General features: G+C 55.4%; 16 protein-coding genes. 4 read left to right on the forward strand and 12 right to left on the reverse strand.

Going from position 1 to position 15,949, the window contains the following annotated elements; translation table 11 throughout:
* Positions 1-46 precede the first annotated feature (46 nt).
* From TU92_RS21880 to narX, 10 genes are all read right to left on the reverse strand, one after another.
* Positions 47-214, reverse strand: a complete 168-nt coding sequence (locus tag TU92_RS21880; protein WP_112169456.1) for a DUF2474 domain-containing protein — start codon at positions 212-214, stop codon at positions 47-49.
* A gap of 17 nt (positions 215-231) precedes the next feature.
* The gene (cydB, locus tag TU92_RS21885; protein WP_112169468.1) at positions 232-1,239 is read right to left on the reverse strand and encodes a cytochrome d ubiquinol oxidase subunit II; all 1,008 of its coding nucleotides are present in this window, start codon (positions 1,237-1,239) and stop codon (positions 232-234) included.
* A gap of 1 nt (position 1,240) precedes the next feature.
* Entirely contained in the window at positions 1,241-2,665 is a 1,425-nt protein-coding gene (locus TU92_RS21890; protein ID WP_112169470.1) for a cytochrome ubiquinol oxidase subunit I, read from the reverse strand.
* Between the two features lie 381 nt (positions 2,666-3,046).
* Entirely contained in the window at positions 3,047-4,141 is a 1,095-nt protein-coding gene (locus TU92_RS21895; RefSeq protein ID WP_112169472.1) for an iron-containing alcohol dehydrogenase family protein, read from the reverse strand.
* Positions 4,142-4,205: 64 nt separating this feature from the next.
* Entirely contained in the window at positions 4,206-5,060 is an 855-nt protein-coding gene (locus TU92_RS21900) for a MurR/RpiR family transcriptional regulator (RefSeq protein WP_112169474.1), read from the reverse strand.
* A 3-nt stretch (positions 5,061-5,063) separates the two neighbouring features.
* A complete protein-coding gene (locus TU92_RS21905; protein ID WP_112169476.1) occupies positions 5,064-6,383 on the reverse strand; it encodes an MFS transporter in 1,320 nt (439 codons plus the stop codon).
* Between the two features lie 210 nt (positions 6,384-6,593).
* Positions 6,594-6,917 (reverse strand): hypothetical protein, encoded by a 324-nt coding sequence (locus TU92_RS21910; RefSeq protein WP_112169478.1) that lies wholly within the window; start codon positions 6,915-6,917, stop codon positions 6,594-6,596.
* Between the two features lie 116 nt (positions 6,918-7,033).
* Entirely contained in the window at positions 7,034-7,888 is an 855-nt protein-coding gene (gene fhuF, locus TU92_RS21915; RefSeq protein WP_244207832.1) for a siderophore-iron reductase FhuF, read from the reverse strand.
* Positions 7,889-7,949: 61 nt separating this feature from the next.
* On the reverse strand, positions 7,950-8,600 hold the full coding sequence (gene narL / locus TU92_RS21920; protein WP_112169481.1) for a two-component system response regulator NarL: 651 nt from the start codon (positions 8,598-8,600) through the stop codon (positions 7,950-7,952).
* Positions 8,597-10,387, reverse strand: a complete 1,791-nt coding sequence (gene narX, locus TU92_RS21925) for a nitrate/nitrite two-component system sensor histidine kinase NarX (RefSeq protein WP_112169483.1) — start codon at positions 10,385-10,387, stop codon at positions 8,597-8,599. Before narX ends, narL begins: the two co-directional genes overlap by 4 nt.
* Positions 10,388-10,763: 376 nt before the next feature.
* Between narX and TU92_RS21930 the strand changes: the two genes are divergently transcribed.
* Both TU92_RS21930 and TU92_RS21935 read left to right on the forward strand, forming a co-directional pair.
* Positions 10,764-12,182 carry a NarK family nitrate/nitrite MFS transporter gene (locus tag TU92_RS21930; protein ID WP_112169485.1) on the forward strand — a complete coding sequence of 473 codons (1,419 nt, stop codon included), beginning with the start codon at positions 10,764-10,766 and terminating at the stop codon, positions 12,180-12,182.
* Positions 12,183-12,386: 204 nt separating this feature from the next.
* Positions 12,387-13,349 (forward strand): alpha/beta hydrolase, encoded by a 963-nt coding sequence (locus TU92_RS21935; protein WP_112169487.1) that lies wholly within the window; start codon positions 12,387-12,389, stop codon positions 13,347-13,349.
* Between the two features lie 266 nt (positions 13,350-13,615).
* On the opposite strand, the gene TU92_RS22260 is transcribed toward TU92_RS21935, so the two are convergent.
* Together TU92_RS22260 and TU92_RS21940 are read right to left on the reverse strand one after the other, a co-directional pair.
* Entirely contained in the window at positions 13,616-13,714 is a 99-nt protein-coding gene (locus tag TU92_RS22260) for a YoaK family small membrane protein (RefSeq protein ID WP_136627600.1), read from the reverse strand.
* A gap of 13 nt (positions 13,715-13,727) precedes the next feature.
* Positions 13,728-14,045: a hypothetical protein gene (locus TU92_RS21940; RefSeq protein ID WP_112169489.1), complete on the reverse strand. Its 318-nt coding sequence runs from the start codon at positions 14,043-14,045 to the stop codon at positions 13,728-13,730.
* Between the two features lie 199 nt (positions 14,046-14,244).
* Between TU92_RS21940 and TU92_RS21945 the strand changes: the two genes are divergently transcribed.
* Positions 14,245-15,156, forward strand: a complete 912-nt coding sequence (locus tag TU92_RS21945) for a LysR family transcriptional regulator (RefSeq protein ID WP_112169491.1) — start codon at positions 14,245-14,247, stop codon at positions 15,154-15,156.
* Positions 15,157-15,261: 105 nt separating this feature from the next.
* On the forward strand, positions 15,262-15,759 hold the full coding sequence (locus TU92_RS21950; protein WP_112169493.1) for a YjjA family protein: 498 nt from the start codon (positions 15,262-15,264) through the stop codon (positions 15,757-15,759).
* Positions 15,760-15,949: the final 190 nt, after the last annotated feature.

Here is a 15,949-nt window from a genome sequence, read left to right on the forward strand (position 1 = left end):
CGGCACCCGTTCAGAAGGTGCCGCTTTTTATTTTTACCTTGCTCAGTCAGTGCGTCCGCATGCCCGCTGCTGCCATCAGCAGCTTAAAGACCGAGGCGACAGCAAACAGCGCCAGCACGCTGCCCAGCCAGATCATCGCCATCCAGCCGACGCGTTTCCAGAACGGCTGTTTGATGACGGTATCATCGTCCATTTCTCTGATCAGCTTTTTCATTTATCACCTCGCATTCATCAATGATAGCCCTGGTCCGGCGTCACTTTCCCCCGGAAAACGTAGTAGCTCCAGAAGGTGTAGACCAGAATGATAGGGATGATAAACAGCGCGCCGACCAGCATAAAGCCCTGACTCTGCGGCGGCGATGCGGCTTCCCAAATGGAGATCGACGGCGGGATGATGTTTGGCCAGATACTGATCCCAAGGCCGGTATAACCGAGAAATACCAGCGCCAGCGTCAGCAGAAACGGCGTGTGGTGAGCCTGACGGTTTACTGCGCGCAGCATCCACACTGAAACCAGCACCACCAGCACCGGCACCGGCAGGAACCAGAACAGGTTTGGCCGTGTGAACCAGCGGGCGGCGATGTCGCCATGGGTAAGCGGCGTCCAGATGCTGATAATCGCCAGCACCGCCAGCAGGGTGAACAGTAGCGGTTTAACGCGGCTGTGCATATTTTCCTGCAACGCACTTTCAGTTTTCATAATCAGCCAGGTGCAGCCCAGCAGAGCATAAGCGACCACCAGCCCCAGTCCGCAGAACAGATTGAACGGGGTCAGCCAGTCCAGCGCGCCGCCCGCGTAAGCGCGGTTGACCACCGGAATGCCACTTATCACCGCCCCCAGCACCACGCCCTGACAGAACGTCGCCAGCACCGAGCCGCCGATAAATGATTTATCCCACACATGGCGTTTCTCCGCGCTGGCCTTGAAACGAAATTCAAACGCCACGCCGCGAAAGATAAGCCCGAATAACATCAGTGTCAGCGGGATCGCCAGCGCGTCCAGAATCACCGAATAGGCCAGCGGAAATGCGCCGAACAGTCCTGCGCCGCCGAGCACCAGCCAGGTTTCATTTCCGTCCCAGACCGGGGCGACGGTGTTCATCATTACGTCACGCTCATGTTCTTCTTTGACCAGCGGAAACAGCAGGCCGATCCCCAGATCGAAACCGTCCATCACGACGTACATCATTACGCCAAAGACGATAATCAAAAACCAAATCAGCGGCAGATCGATACCCATATCAGACTCCTTTACCTTCATCGTCGAGCGACTCTTTGATGGCCGAGAGCGGACGCGCCGGTGTGCGATGCTGCCCCGGCCCGCCATGTTCGCTGCTTTGCCCTTCATGCGCCTGCGGGCCTTTGCGGATAAGCTTCATCATGTAGACATACCCCACGCCGAATACTGATGAGTAAATCACCACGAACAGCAGCAGGCTGATGCTCATCTGCATCGCTCCGTGATTCGATACGGCATCTTTGGTGCGCAGCAGGCCGTATACAACCCACGGTTGCCGCCCGATTTCTGTGGTAAACCAGCCTGCCAGCAACGCGATAAGCCCTGAAGGCCCCATCCATAAAGCAAAGCGCAGGAAGGCTTTATTCTCATACAAATTGCCGCGCCAGCGCAGATACAGGCTCCACAGCCCCAGCACGATCATCAGCATTCCCAGCCCGGCCATGATGCGGAAGGTGTAGAAGATGATGGTTGAGTTCGGGCGATCTTCTTTCGGGAAGGATTTCAGCGCCGGAATTTGCTGTGACAGACTGTGCGTCAGGATCAGGCTACCGAGATAAGGTATCTCGAGGGCATAACGGGTTTCCTCGCGATCCATATCCGGATAACCAAACAGGATCAGCGGCGTCGGTTCGCTGTCTTTATTCTCCCAATGACCTTCAATCGCGGCGATCTTAGCGGGCTGATATTTCAGGGTATTAAGCCCGTGCGCGTCGCCAAGAAACGCCTGGATCGGCGAGACAATCAGTGCCATCCACATCGCCATCGACAACATGGTGCGCATCGCGGGTGTATTGCGGCCTTTCAGCAAATGCCAGGCGGCAGACGCGCCGACAAAAAACGCCGAAGACAGGAACGCAGCGGTGGTCATGTGCAGCAGGCGGTAGGGGAAGGACGGGTTGAAAATCACCTTAAACCAGTCGACCGGGATGACCTGATTGTTAACGATTTCATATCCCTGCGGCGTATGCATCCAGCTGTTCGACGCCAGGATCCAGAAGGTGGACATCAGCGTTCCGAGCGCCACCATACAGGTTGCGAAGAAGTGTAACCCTGGACCGACGCGGTTCCAGCCGAAGAGCATGACGCCGAGAAAACCGGCTTCGAGGAAGAAGGCGGTGAGCACTTCATAAGTCAGCAGTGGGCCGGTAATACTGCCGGCGAACGAGGAGAAAAAGCTCCAGTTAGTTCCGAACTGATAGGCCATCACCAGCCCGGAAACCACGCCCATCCCGAAGTTCACGGCAAAAATTTTCGACCAAAAGTGGTAAAGGTCGCGATATTCCTCTTTCCTGGTTTTCAGCCACATCCCCTCGAGTACGGCCAGAAAACTGGCCAGCCCGATGGTGATAGCGGGAAATATAATGTGGAAGGAAACGGTGAAGGCGAACTGTATGCGTGCCAGCTCAAAGGCATCCAGACCAAACATAAAACCTCTTTTTTTGCAGGTGAGCCCTTTAACCAATCATAGGTGGTAGAACCAGGGTGGTTAAAATTTATTCAAAATATGGAGTTTATCGGGGAGGAGATTGAAACATGGAGAGGGTTTATATAACAGATACAATATGGTGATGGATGTATATAACAGTTCGGATCTCTCCTTCCCCTGCCAAGGGGAGGGTTGGAATGGAGTATTAATGTAAAATCAACAAGTTAAATTGTGCTTTAACAATTTTAATGGCAGCCATACCTCTTCCCGGCCTGCCCCTTCGCAGGGGAGGCGCAAAGCGCCATAGTTAAAAATGCTGAGAGGGCGCCGCAGGTCGGTGTGAGCCGACGCCCACGATTTGATATTTGAATTTGAAGGCCACTAGTGCTTCGGCTCAGGCAAGGACAACAGTTCTACTCTCTCTATTGCGCTGCGAATTGCGCCAAATTCAATCTCCCCCGGCATATTCCCCATATCCGGCGTGCTCAGACTCCGGTCTATGATCACCGCCAGATCCTCCTCCGTGATCCCCACGGCAAGCTGAGACAACTGCGTCGGGACGGCGCTTGCCTGTGCGAGTGCAATAGCGGTTTGCAACTCCTCGTCGCTGCGACCTTCCAGCGCCAGCAGGCATAAATTCCCATAACCGACCAGCAAACCATGCGCGACATGACGGGTCTTGGCGCAGGCAGTGAAGCCTTCGTACAAGGCATGTGCCGCGCCGGTGTGTGCGCCGTTACTCATGATTGAGGTGAGTCCTGCATAGAGGAAAATTGCATCGAGAACCTGCTCAAGCGCGTTGTTCGCTTTGCCTTCCTGCACGGCAAAACAGGCGTCGGCGGCGAAGTGTTCGATGAGGGTGTAGCAAAGTTCGCTGTTGGTGCGGGCAACGCCTGCCAGGCCGGTGAGTTGAGTGAGATCGCTGATGGCGCGATATTCGTACCACTTCGCCAGCGTATCGCCGATGCCCGCTGACAACCAATGCAGCGGGGCAGTGGCGAGAAGATCGGCGTCGATCACCGCAGCCGCCGGGCCGCAGGGGAGAGGGAACATATCGCGAAACTGGCCGTCCTGGTGATAACGAAACGTCAGCGACGTGACGGCGGAACAGGTCCCCGCAATGCTCGGCAAAGTGACCACCGGAATATTGCAGGCAACGCCCGCCGCTTTGGTGGCGTCGATGGCTTTGCCACCGCCGGTGGCGATGATCACTTCCACACCCTGCGTGCGGAAAATGTCGGCCAGCCGGTTGATCTCTTCCTGACAACATTCGCCACTGAAAATTTCGCTGCCAAGATAGCTGACCATCTGCTGCTCCAACTGATCGGCGACTTTCGCCTCAACGCTGGCAATTGCGCGTTTGCCGCCGACCAGCATGGCGCGCTGGCCCAAACGTCCGCACATTGCGCCCAGATGCTTAATCGCCCCGCGCCCGCGCAGAACGCTGGCAGGAAATACCAACCGGTGGGTGAACATAATAGCCCTCAGAAAACGCAGTGTTTTAAAAAGTATAGAAGGCGTATTGGGGAACGTGACAAATTCAGCGGCGACGCTGGCGGACGGCGTCGTGGGTTTTGCGCAGGGCATCGCGCGCGCCCGGTAACCGCTGGGCGATGCCGATATAAAGGCAATCGATGATCAACAACTGGCTGGTGCGGCTGGCCATGGCGGCGGCGCGAAAACCCAGCTCGCGCCCGCTGGTCAGCAGCACGACGTCAGCTTTGCGGGCGAGGGGAGAACGTCCCCCAGCCGTGATCGCCAGTGTGCGGGCACCGGCGGATTTCGCCTGCATAAGCGCATCAAGAACGCCGGTGGTTTCGCCGGAGTGCGAAATCGCCAGTGCGACGTCGGCAGAGGTGAGCTGACAGGCGCTGACCAGGCTTTCATCGGTGCTGCCGTACGTCTGGGCGATGACGCCAACGCGGCGCAGCTTTTGGCAGAAATCCTGGGCGACCAGCGCCGATGCGCCTGCGCCGTACACATCGATGCGTCTGGCCTGCGACAGCACACTCACCGCCTTTTCCAGCGTTTCACCGCTGAGCAACTGCGCCGTGGCACTTGCACCTTCCACTTCAAATGCCAGCAGTTTATGCAGGATCTGTTTCGGCGTGTCGTCCTCGCTGATGTCCGCCACCAGCGGCTCACCGGCAGGTGCTTTGCGTGGAAGTTCGGCGGCTAATGCCAGCCGCAGCGCGGGATAACCTTCGAAGCCTAAGCGTCGGCTGGCGCGCACCACGGTGGCGGTGCTGGTCGCAGCGCGTATGGCCAGTTCCGCCACGCCGAGACGGGAGATAGCCAGCGGGTCGCTGATGATAAGGGTGATCACCCGCTGTTCCGCCTGTGAAAAACTCCCCTGTAACGCCGCTAAGCGCGACTGTAAATTCATCACGCTCATTTGCTATTTTTCCAGTTCGCGCAGATGGTCATCTTTGCGCAGCGTCATCAGTGCAAACAGGCTGACGATACAGGTCGCGACCACGTAATACGCCGGAATATCCAGATTGCCGGTTTCCTTAATAAGACCGGTGATAATAAGACCCGCGCAGCCGGAGAACACCGCGTTGGATAGCGAATAGGATAAACCGAGACCGGTATAACGCACGCGGGTCGGGAACATTTCCGCCAGCATCGCCGGGCCGGGTCCGGCAATCATGCCGATGGTTGCCCCGGCGATCAGTACCGCAACGCCTTTCACCAGCAGGCTGCTGTCCGGGTTTTGTAACAGGTGCAGCAGCGGGAAGCTGAGGATAATTACCGCCAGCACCGCCGCCATCATCACTTTTTTACGGCCAATTTTGTCGCTCAGCCAGCCGGAAGGGAGGATGGCTATCGCAAAACCGACATTCGCCAATACTGTCGCGACCAACGCCTGTAAGAACGTGGCGTGCAGCGAGGTTTGCAGATACGAAGGCATCACGACGAGGAAGGTGTAACCCCCCGCCGACCAGCCCATCATGCGGCCAATCCCCAGCGCGATGGCTTTGGCGGTGGCTACGGCAGAGGCTTTCTCCGCGGCGGTTTTTTGCGCTTTCACTTCCGGCTTTTTACTCGCCACAAAACTCGGCGTTTCATCGAGTTTTAGGCGCAGCCACAGCGCGACCAGCCCCATCGGCAGGGCGAGCAGGAACGGAATTCGCCAGCCCCACTCTTTCATCTGCGCGTCTGGCAACGTCTGAACCAGGATCGCCACCAGCCCGACGCCGGTCAGTAAACCTAATGAAACGGTGAACGACTGCCATGCGCCGTAGATCCCGCGCTTGCCCTTCGGAGCGAACTCGGTCATCAGCGAGACCGCACCGCCGAATTCACCTCCGGCGAACAACCCCTGAAACATCCGCATCAGCGTCAGTAAGAGCGGTGCTGCGACGCCGATCTGGGCATACGTCGGCAGCAGGCCAATGATGGCGGTGGCGACGGTCATCAGTAAGACGACGGCGATCAGTGTCGGTTTGCGGCCAATGCGATCGCCAATGCGGCCAAAAATAATCGCCCCAATCGGACGGCAGAAAAACGCCAGCGCGAAGGAGGCGTAAGTGAGCAGTAAGCCGGTCAGGCCGGTCTGGCCCTCCAGCGTAAAGAAATTACCGGCGATAAGCGTCGCCAGATAACCGTACACACCGAATTCGTACCATTCGATAAAGTTGCCGACGGAACCGGCGACAAGTGCCCGACGGGACTGACTGGCGCTGGCTACAGCAGGGGAAGTCTGGCTGGTCATCAATAACCTCAGGTCAAAAGCAAAAAAGGAGATGTAAATAATTTTCTAAATTCAGGTGATCATTATGTCAATAATTTTCATATGCCGGACAAAATAAAAGCGAAATCTGTGGGGTTGAACCGAATTTAAAGAGGAATGCGCAGGTGAAACAAAACAGGCGATGCCCGGAAGCATCGCCTGTCTGTGGAATAAAAGGGGGAGTGAAAAGGGTCAGAGCGTGTGGATGTCGATCCCATCGCCGATGTTACTTTTCTGGTAATAAGCGCGTGGCACTTCTACCTGATACTGTTTGTCGGCGTAAGCGACTTCCAGAATGAAACGCTCGTTTTCATACGATTCTACCGGGATAAACCCGAAGAAACCTTCCGCCACGCTGATGGTGCGCGAAGACGGAACGGCATAACGGTGAACAATCCTTGCTCTGAGCGGCTGCTGAGTGCCAGTTAACATATTCCATACGCGGTTAACGGGTTGCGACAGCGTGTCAAGCACGTCTGAGGCCAGCGAGTTGAGAACGGACTTCTTCATAGTCATGATGAATACCTCGTTGGTCTATATAACCTAATTCTTATAATTATCTGCGGTTAAGATCCAATGATTTTTAACGCTAAGCTTAGTCAGGTTTTGTAAGCCTTTGGCGGATTTAGAAATTACTCCGCCATTGTTTTGCGTCTTTTGCCGGATTTACGTTCTGCTAGCAATAACGGACAGGAAGGGCACATCGCGTGATCTGCCAGATCGTAGCGCAGACAGCACTGTTTACGGTATTGCGCGCTGTCGGGATCGGCTGGGTTTTCCGGGCGCAGCGGCTGGAACAGCGGATTTTTACCGCCCCGGCGCAGCTCACGGGATTCCATCAACGCCATGCCGTCAGAGATATCCGCGTTCGCCAGCTCCGCCTGCTTCACGCCCCAGCCGACGCGGATTGCCGCGTTACTCCAGTAAATACCCGGCTTGAGACCGGAGAATTCTGCCAGTGCTTCACACACCGGGCGCAAATGCTGCTCGATCATCACATCAAACCGCGCCATTGGCTCGGCGGAGGTCAGCGCTTCGCCTTCACCGTCGAGATATATCTGCGCGGGCAATCCTTCTTCCTGCATGCACAAATAGACGTTTTGGGCGGCGATAGGCAGCTGCCAGCCGTGGCGCAGGGAAACGATGACCCAGCTCGGCAAAAGGGTGGCGAAATACCATTGTGACCACATTGAGATCCGCGCACGGCGTTTGTCGCACTGCGCGGCGTCGGCAGCGTTGGCATCCAGATAGCGTTTGAGCACGCTGGCGCAACCTTCGGCCGTGGTCAGATGCGACATCGGCACGGCGTTGGTCACCAGCGGCGTCAGCGGTTTGAAGGTGTCCGCCACCCAACTGACGGGCGTATCGCGGAAACTGTCGAGGAGTCTTTGCATTGTCGATGTCGAATGGGATTCGGCGCTATAAATCATGGAGGTAGAGTAGCGAATATTGAAGCGGAATAGTAATGATTTCGATTTAGATTGCACAAAACACCACACCGCGCACACGGCGGGGCGCAATGGCTATGCCCCGCCGTAAAGCTGAGGCTTACAGCACGTTACTTTGCAATACCCACACTGCCGCCTCGACACGGGATTTAAGTTTCATCTTTTTCAGCAGATGTTTAACGTGCACTTTCACCGTGCTCTCGGTGATGTTCAGCCGACGGGCGATCATCTTGTTCGGCAGACCTTCGGCAATCAGCTTGATGATGTCACGCTCGCGCGGCGTCAGTGACTGAATATCCCGGTCGCCGCTTGGACGGCTTTCGCGCAGGCTGGCGGCCAGCACGGGTGTCAGTGCTTCGCTCAGCACCATCTTACCGGCGGCGGCGTTGTGCAGCGCGGTCAGCAAATCTTCCGGCTCCATATCTTTGAGCAGATAACCGTCGGCACCGCGCTTGAGCGCCGTCACGACGTCATCTTCATGATTGGACACGCTGAACACCACTACGCGGCCTGAAAGCGAGGTCTGGCGCATCTTATCCAGTGTATCCAGTCCGTTCATGCCGGGCATGTTCAGATCCAGCAAGATCAGGTCGGGATCGAGCTGTTTCGCCAGTTCGACGCCTTGCTCGCCGTTGCTGGCTTCGCCGATGACTTGCAGGCTGGTGTCGAGTGCTATCAGCTGTTTGACGCCGTTACGCAGCATAGGATGATCGTCAATCAGCAAAATGGTGGAAGGGGTGATGTCGTTCATACTTGCTCCTGGGGATTGATAGGCAGGGCTTCCGGGCGGAAACGCACCACAACTTCAGTGCCGCCGTCCGGGCGCCGGTCAAACCGGCAACTGCCATGTAGGGTACTGGCGCGATCCTGCATGATGATCAGGCCATAATGATTTTGCCGTTCGGCGTTAAGCGCAATGCCCTGACCGTTGTCGCAGATGCGCATAGTGATCTCTCCATCGTCGCAGTTCAGGGAAAGCGAAACCTGCGTTGCCCTGGCGTGTTTGTGCGCATTGTTCAGCGCCTCGCGGGCGATGTGCAGCAGATGTATGCCCTGATTGGCAGGGACGGAACGCGGCGGGATCTGATAATCAAAACCGACAGTCAGTCCCATGCGGCGCGAGAATTCATCTACGGTATGTTGAAGCGCGGCGCGCAGGCCGGGCGTATTGAGCGTCAGGCGGAAGGTGGTCAGCAGTTCACGCAACTGACGGTATGCGGTGCTCAGCTCATCACGCATTTGCTGTAACAGATTCTTGTCATCGTCGGAAAACGATTCGGCGTGCATCTGCAGGCAGGCGACCTGAATCTTCAGGCAAGAAAGCGACTGTGCCAGCGAATCGTGTAGCTCACGGGCAATGGCCGATCGTTCTTCCATCAGCATCAGTTGCTGCTGATGTTCAGCCTGACGCGCCAGCATCAGCGTACTGGTCAGCTGTTCGAGCAGGGTTGTCACCAGCTGTTGCTGATCGTCGTCAAGATGCTGACCCGGTGGCAGCTGCGCCAGCAGCACGCCATAGTTCTCGCGCTCATCGCGCAAACTCCAACTCAATGATTCGCCGTTTTCATCCGCGTGTTCCCCGACCTTCGGGCTGACCGGCTGGCGCGGCGATGCGTTGCTAAATTCGTTGAATACTTCGGCGCTGTTGTTCTCATACAGACGCAGCTGAACCCCGCTTAACGGGGTCAGAGACTGCAATTCTTTCAGCACCGGCTCCATGCGCACTTCCAACGGTTCGCTGGTGTGCAGCTGGCGGCTGACGCGGTACAGATAATCCAGCACCTGATTTTTTTGTTGCAGGTCGGCGGTTTTTTCCGCCACGCGCTGCGCCAGATTATCCACCATTTCCGCCAGTGCCAGAGACATGCTGTTGAGCGAGTCGCCCAGAATATCCATCTCGTTATGCGCATTACCGTTCGCCACGCGTTTACGCTCATAGCGATGGCTGAAATCCCCGGCAGTGATGGCGCTGGCCTGAGACAACAGCCTGCGCCATGGCGTCAGCAGACGGCGGCGCAGGAACCAGATAGTGACGGCGAGCAGCAGCAGGGTGACGGCCACCAGCGCGCGCTGGATCAGTGAAATCTGCTGTAAATGGTTTTCGGTTTTGTGTTCGAGAGTGGCGACCAGTACGTCAAGCTGGCCGACAAACACTGCGACGTTGGCGGAAATATCCTGCGGACGTTTGGCTGCCAGCACCTGATCGCGCAGCGTGGTTTGCCAGTAATTACGCAGTGCCAGAAACTGCGGTTGCAGGTTTTCACGTTCGACCGCCTGCAACAGATCGGCGCTGTTCTGATCGTCTTCCATCTGACGAATGTAAGCGGTGTTTTTACCGCTGAGCGGCACTTCCGACAGCAGCCGGTAACTTTGCATACGCAACGATCCGGCCTTATTGATCGCGTGTGCGTTGCCTTCGATACTGCCCGCCATCCACGCCGCCATGCTCATACCCCCGATGCCCAGCAGGCCGAGCAGCAGCATCAGCAAAGTGATTTGGCTGACCAGCGACAGAGAAGGCAATGCGCGTTTAAGCATGGATCGGGTTTCCGGTGGTGGTGAAAATCGTTAAGTAATTGGTTATATACCGCTTAGTGCTGAACTCGGCACGGTGTAATGGGGGGCATTTTTTATGATCCGGATGACTTTCCCTATACCCCTTTGTGATTACTCCTTTATTTCCTCCTGCGGGGGAGTCGGGAAGGGAACGGGAGGATTAAGGCATCAACCTGATGAATTATAGTATTTTTTTGGAAAGCAGCCCGCTACTCACAAAGGATCCATGATGATTTTAACGCCTTTTTCCACCTGCCGTTGGGTTGATTTGCATCAACATCCCTAAGCGGTGCTCTACCTAGTGTGTGCGACATAACTCAACCATTACAACAATAACGCGCGTCAACTCGAGGTTCTTATGTCACACACATCCGCTTCACCGACGAAAAAACCGTCCCGCCTGTTGCAGGACTGGCGTCCGGAAGACCCGGCATTCTGGGAAAAAACCGGCCACAAAGTCGCCAGCCGAAATCTCTGGATCTCCGTGCCGTGTCTGTTACTGGGTTTCTGCGTCTGGATGCTGTTCAGCCTGGTTTCCGTTAACCTGAACAAAGTCGGTTTTAACTTCACCACCGATCAGCTGTTCATGCTGACTGCGATCCCATCCGTTTCCGGCGCACTGCTGCGCGTGCCTTACTCCTTTATGATCCCGCTGTTTGGCGGACGCCGCTGGACGGCGCTCAGTACCCTGTTCCTGGTTCTGCCTTGTGCATGGCTGGGCTTTGCGGTGCAAGACACCACCACGTCATACAACACATTTTTGATCATCGCGTTGCTGTGCGGCTTCGGCGGCGCAAACTTTGCTTCCAGCATGTCTAACATCAGCTTCTTTTTCCCGAAAGCGAAGCAAGGTGGCGCCCTCGGCATAAACGGCGGTCTGGGCAATCTGGGCGTCAGCGTGATGCAACTTGTGGCTCCGTTGGTGATTTCCCTTGGTGTTTTTGCTGCATTCAGCGATACACAAACGCTGGCTAATGGCTCAGATATCTGGCTGCAAAACGCTGCGTGGATTTGGGTGCCGTTCCTGGTGATAGGTACTGTTGCTGCCTGGTTTGGTATGAACGATCTGGCGTCGTCTAAAGCGTCGATCCGCCAGCAGTTACCCGTGCTCAAACGCGGTCACCTGTGGATCATGAGCGTGCTGTATCTGGCGACGTTCGGCTCGTTTATCGGCTTCTCCGCGGGTTTCGCGATGCTGACCAAAACCCAGTTCCCTGATATCAACATCATGCAGTACGCCTTCTTCGGCCCGTTCTTTGGGGCACTGGCGCGTTCTGCCGGGGGGATGCTGTCGGACCGTCTGGGTGGCATCCGCGTGACGCTGGTTAACTACATTCTGATGGCGATTTTCGCCGGTCTGCTGTTCCTGACCTTGCCGGTCAACGGTGTGGGCGGTAACTTCCCGGCCTTCTTCGCCGTGTTCATGGTGCTGTTCCTGACAGCCGGTCTGGGCAGTGGTTCGACTTACCAGATGATTGCCGTGATATTCCGTAAACTGACCACCGATCAGGCGAAAGCCCGTGGTGCGACCGACGAAGAAGCCCTGCGTGAAGCCGTGACTGACACCGCTGCGGCGCTTGGTTTTATCTCTTCCATTGGTGCTATCGGCGGGTTCTTCATCCCTAAAGCCTTCGGGACTTCTCTGGCGATGACCGGTTCGCCGGCTGGCGCGATGAAAGTCTTCCTGGTGTTTTACGTGGTATGTGCGTTGATCACCTGGCTGGTGTACTGGCGCAAGCTGAACAAAGGCTTTGCGACCAAACGGGTCAAAAACTGAGTCAGCGAAAGTGACAGGAATTAACTAAAGGGGCTTCGGCCCCTTTTTGCTGCGCGGAACTTACTCACGCAGGAATTCAGAAAATTGCAGATTTAGCTACTGTGTGTGTTTTCGTTATCTCAGGGTGCCATGCCTGCTTTTTAATATGCGCGTATCGCGTTATAAATTAAGGCGACGACAGACATTTTTGGAGAATGGCGCCTGATGAAAACAGTACACCTGGTTGATCCTGAATTACGTCCTTTACTGGCACTGATGCCTGAACGGATCCTTGAGGCGTCGGTTCTGCCTGCGATGCGTGAGGAGCGTCAGCGTGCTGCACTGCAAAATCTGTCACAGGATGATGGCCTGGATGTGGCGGTCACCGGACATCTTATTGACGGTGCCGAAGGAACTCCCCCGGTACGGGTGGCAATTATTTCGCCGCGTAATGCCCGGGCAAGCCGGATGGGGATCCTTCATATTCACGGTGGCGGATATGTATTGGGCAGCCCGGAGCAATCGATGCCGCTGACGCGACCGACTGTGGCAGAACAGGGATGTGTGATTGTCTCAGTAGATTACCGACTGGCACCCGAAACGCCTTTCCCCGGTCCGCTGGAAGATTGTTACACCGCGCTGGTGTGGATGGCCGAACATGCCGGGGCGTTAGGGATCGACCCGCAACATATAGGCGTGATGGGTGACAGTGCGGGTGCAGGATTAGCGGCGGCGCTGGCGCTGTTAGCTCGCGATCGCGGCGGGCCAAAACTCGCTTTTCAGAATCTGATGTATCCCATGCTTGATGACCGGACGGTAACCGAGCTGGACCCCAATCCGGTGACCGGCGAGTTCGCCTGGACACGGGCAGACAACCGCTTTGGCTGGTACGCCTTTCTCGGAATCGAACCCGGCGGCGAAGATGTCTCCTTTTATGCGGCCGCGGCGCGTGCAGAAAATCTCAACGGCTTACCTCCTGCGTGGATCGGCGTGGGTTCGATAGATTTATTTCTTGATGAGAATATCGAGTATGCGCGCCGGTTATTACGGGCGGGTGTCCCGGTGGAGTTAAGTGTTTATCCCGGCGGATTCCACGGTTTCAACGGTGATGCGACCGTTGCGCTCGCACGCCGTGCCCGCGAGCAGCGGCAGAATGCGTTATCGTTTTTCAATCCGTTGCGTCAGTGAGGACTCGGCCAGTGAGTTGTCAGGCCAGTGGGTAGAATTCGCTTTTTCAGAGGGAAAGAGCATGGCGGCATCAGGCTCTTATTTTCAATAAAACCGCATTAAAAAACCGGCTCACTGGCCGGTTTGCATTCGCAAAAACATCAGAACATATTTGCGTTAAATATTTTAACGCTGACTCCAGACTAGACCGATGCGCGCAGATAGATACCTAAAACGCTATTTTATTTGAGTTAAGCGTCATAGGACTGATTCAACGTGGAGCATGTTCACCCTCCCGGCATCGCCGCGCCGCTGGCAAAAAACCACACCATAAAACCGACTGCGCCTGCCAGTACGATGACCGGCGGTATAAATTTCAATTTCATTTTTTGTTGTCCATTACTGATCGATAATCGCTGAGCCCTGATACCACGGCCCGCAAAAACCCACCGAGCCATTTGAGATACTGCAATCGTGATAAGAACCGTCTGAGGTTTTGACGGCAGCCTGCCCCTGATACCAGCCGCCGCAGAAGGTGACGCTGCCATTTGAAACGGTGCATTGGTGATACGCGCCATCTTTCATGACCGGCACGGAATCTGACTGTGCCCAACCGGCGCAAAAGGTGACACTTCCGTTAGAAATCGTGCAGTTCTGATAATCTGCCTGACTGGCTGCACTCACGGTGATTAATATCGCAAACAACACCTTTTTCATATTATCTCCCTATAAATATGGGGCTTATTATAAATGAGTTGAATGTGTTCTGCGGCAGGGTTTCTGAGTTATCCGCAAAAACAAATGTCTTCAATGTGCGATATCATACGTTATGCATTATTTGGAAACGGCCAGACGAACAAAAATCCGTTCACACTGCATTCCAGATTACTTACTTAACTCAATGAAATAAAAAACTTTGGACATCAAACAGCTCATCTATCTGTGTAATCTCGAACGCGAACGGCATTTTGGCAGGGCGGCGGAAGCCAGTTTTGTCAGTCAGCCCACGCTGTCGATGCGCTTAAAAAACCTCGAGAAAGAACTCGGACTGAATCTCATCAACCGTGGGAATAACTTTGAAGGTTTCACCGCCGAAGGGCTGCGGGTGCTGAGCTGGGCGCGGGAAATCGTGGCGGTGTATGAAGGGCTCAAGCTGGAAGTGGAATCGCTGAAACAGGGCATGAGTGGCACGTTGCGCATCGGCGTGATGCCGCAGTGCAGCGTCTCGCTGGCGCAGCTTATCAAAGCGGTGAGTCTGGTGCATCCGGGGCTGGATTACCGGGTATCTGAAGTGAGCGCCGATCAGCTGATCGAAGCGCTCAGCAGCCATTCGGTGGACGTCGGCATCGGTTTCTTCGAATTCTCTACCCTCAATGAACTGCGCTTCCAGCTGGTTCCGATCGATGACGGCGGCGTTGACGTGGTTTATCACCCGGATCACTTCCCGGAATTGCAAAAGCTCAGTCTGATCTCCGCCGAACAGGCCGTGGCGTTGCCGCTGTGCCTGTCAGAACCGAGCCGCTATTTCCGTCGTTATCTGGATAATTTCTTCCGTCAGGCCGGGCTGGAACTGCATCCGCGTCTGGAAAGTACCTCGATATTTCAGCTGATGCAGGGCGTCTTTGTTGGCATCGGCTGTGCGTTGGTGCCGCGTGGTCATCTGATCGACGAAATGAATCCGGCGCTAAAACGTTGTCCGCTGGATATTACGCCGATGAGCCGCCATGCCGCGCTGGTGGTCGCCGAAGCAGGGCGGTCAACACCGCTGGCGCAACACTTCTTCACCGCCGCCGGGCTGTGGTTAGCGCAGCAGCCTATTGAGAAATAAACGCACACTGTTCAGTGCCGATTTATCTCATGAAATCCTATTGATGTAATGGATGTTTGGGCTCAAGCTTTGCGTTATGACTTAAGTAAAATGGATGGAACGACAATGAAAACTTTAAAAACGGTGATTTTAGCCGTGGCGGCGAGCGGTATTTTACTGGCTGGCAGCGCACAGGCATCGAACAATCTGCTCGGGCAACTTCAGCAGGCGGCTAACGAAGGGCTGAACGGCGCGGGCAAAAACACCAACAGCACCGGCACGACCTCTTCGCTGACCTCACTGCTTAGCGGCGGCGACGGCGCACTGACTTCGACCAGTGCCAACAACGTGGCAGGTGTGTTGCAGTACTGCGTGAAAAACAACGTACTTTCTAAAGCCAGCACCGAGAATGTGAAAGACCAGCTGCTGAGCAAACTGGGTATCCAGACCGCTTCCGGCGCGGAAAGCCAGGATTACCAGCAGGGGCTGGGTGGCTTGCTGAAAACCGGTAAAGACCAGAGCGTGGATCTGAATAATCTGGGCAGCGGGTTAACGCAGATGAAAGAAAAAGTAAAAACCAAAGCATGTGATGTGGTGCTGAAGCAGGCTAAATCGTTTATTTGATTTGGCTGCCATGCATCCCGGCTATGTTTCAGGTATTTCTGCTATTGCCGCAAAATCCTGTCACGTCATGATTTTTGCATCCGACCATACGCAATGTAAAACAGTACACGGACAGCTCCCTCCCCTGCGAAGGGGAGGGTTGGGGTGGGGTATTGATGCCAAATCAATAATTTGACGTTTTCTCCGACAA

Origin of the sequence: Rahnella inusitata (assembly GCF_003263515.1) — a bacterium.
Taxonomy (GTDB): Bacteria; Pseudomonadota; Gammaproteobacteria; order Enterobacterales; family Enterobacteriaceae; genus Rahnella; species Rahnella inusitata.

Excerpts from the sequence above, each read along its gene's own strand:
- TU92_RS21880 (WP_112169456.1), bottom strand. The coding sequence starts at position 214 with ATGAAAAAGCTGATCAGAGAAATGGACGATGATACCGTCATCAAACAG.
- cydB (WP_112169468.1), bottom strand. The coding sequence starts at position 1,239 with ATGGGTATCGATCTGCCGCTGATTTGGTTTTTGATTATCGTCTTTGGC.
- TU92_RS21890 (WP_112169470.1), bottom strand. The coding sequence starts at position 2,665 with ATGTTTGGTCTGGATGCCTTTGAGCTGGCACGCATACAGTTCGCCTTC.
- TU92_RS21895 (WP_112169472.1), bottom strand. The coding sequence starts at position 4,141 with ATGTTCACCCACCGGTTGGTATTTCCTGCCAGCGTTCTGCGCGGGCGC.
- TU92_RS21900 (WP_112169474.1), bottom strand. The coding sequence starts at position 5,060 with ATGAGCGTGATGAATTTACAGTCGCGCTTAGCGGCGTTACAGGGGAGT.
- TU92_RS21905 (WP_112169476.1), bottom strand. The coding sequence starts at position 6,383 with ATGACCAGCCAGACTTCCCCTGCTGTAGCCAGCGCCAGTCAGTCCCGT.
- TU92_RS21910 (WP_112169478.1), bottom strand. The coding sequence starts at position 6,917 with ATGACTATGAAGAAGTCCGTTCTCAACTCGCTGGCCTCAGACGTGCTT.
- narL (WP_112169481.1), bottom strand. The coding sequence starts at position 8,600 with ATGAACGACATCACCCCTTCCACCATTTTGCTGATTGACGATCATCCT.
- narX (WP_112169483.1), bottom strand. The coding sequence starts at position 10,387 with ATGCTTAAACGCGCATTGCCTTCTCTGTCGCTGGTCAGCCAAATCACT.
- TU92_RS21930 (WP_112169485.1), top strand. The coding sequence starts at position 10,764 with ATGTCACACACATCCGCTTCACCGACGAAAAAACCGTCCCGCCTGTTG.
- TU92_RS21935 (WP_112169487.1), top strand. The coding sequence starts at position 12,387 with ATGAAAACAGTACACCTGGTTGATCCTGAATTACGTCCTTTACTGGCA.
- TU92_RS22260 (WP_136627600.1), bottom strand. The coding sequence starts at position 13,714 with ATGAAATTGAAATTTATACCGCCGGTCATCGTACTGGCAGGCGCAGTC.
- TU92_RS21940 (WP_112169489.1), bottom strand. The coding sequence starts at position 14,045 with ATGAAAAAGGTGTTGTTTGCGATATTAATCACCGTGAGTGCAGCCAGT.
- TU92_RS21950 (WP_112169493.1), top strand. The coding sequence starts at position 15,262 with ATGAAAACTTTAAAAACGGTGATTTTAGCCGTGGCGGCGAGCGGTATT.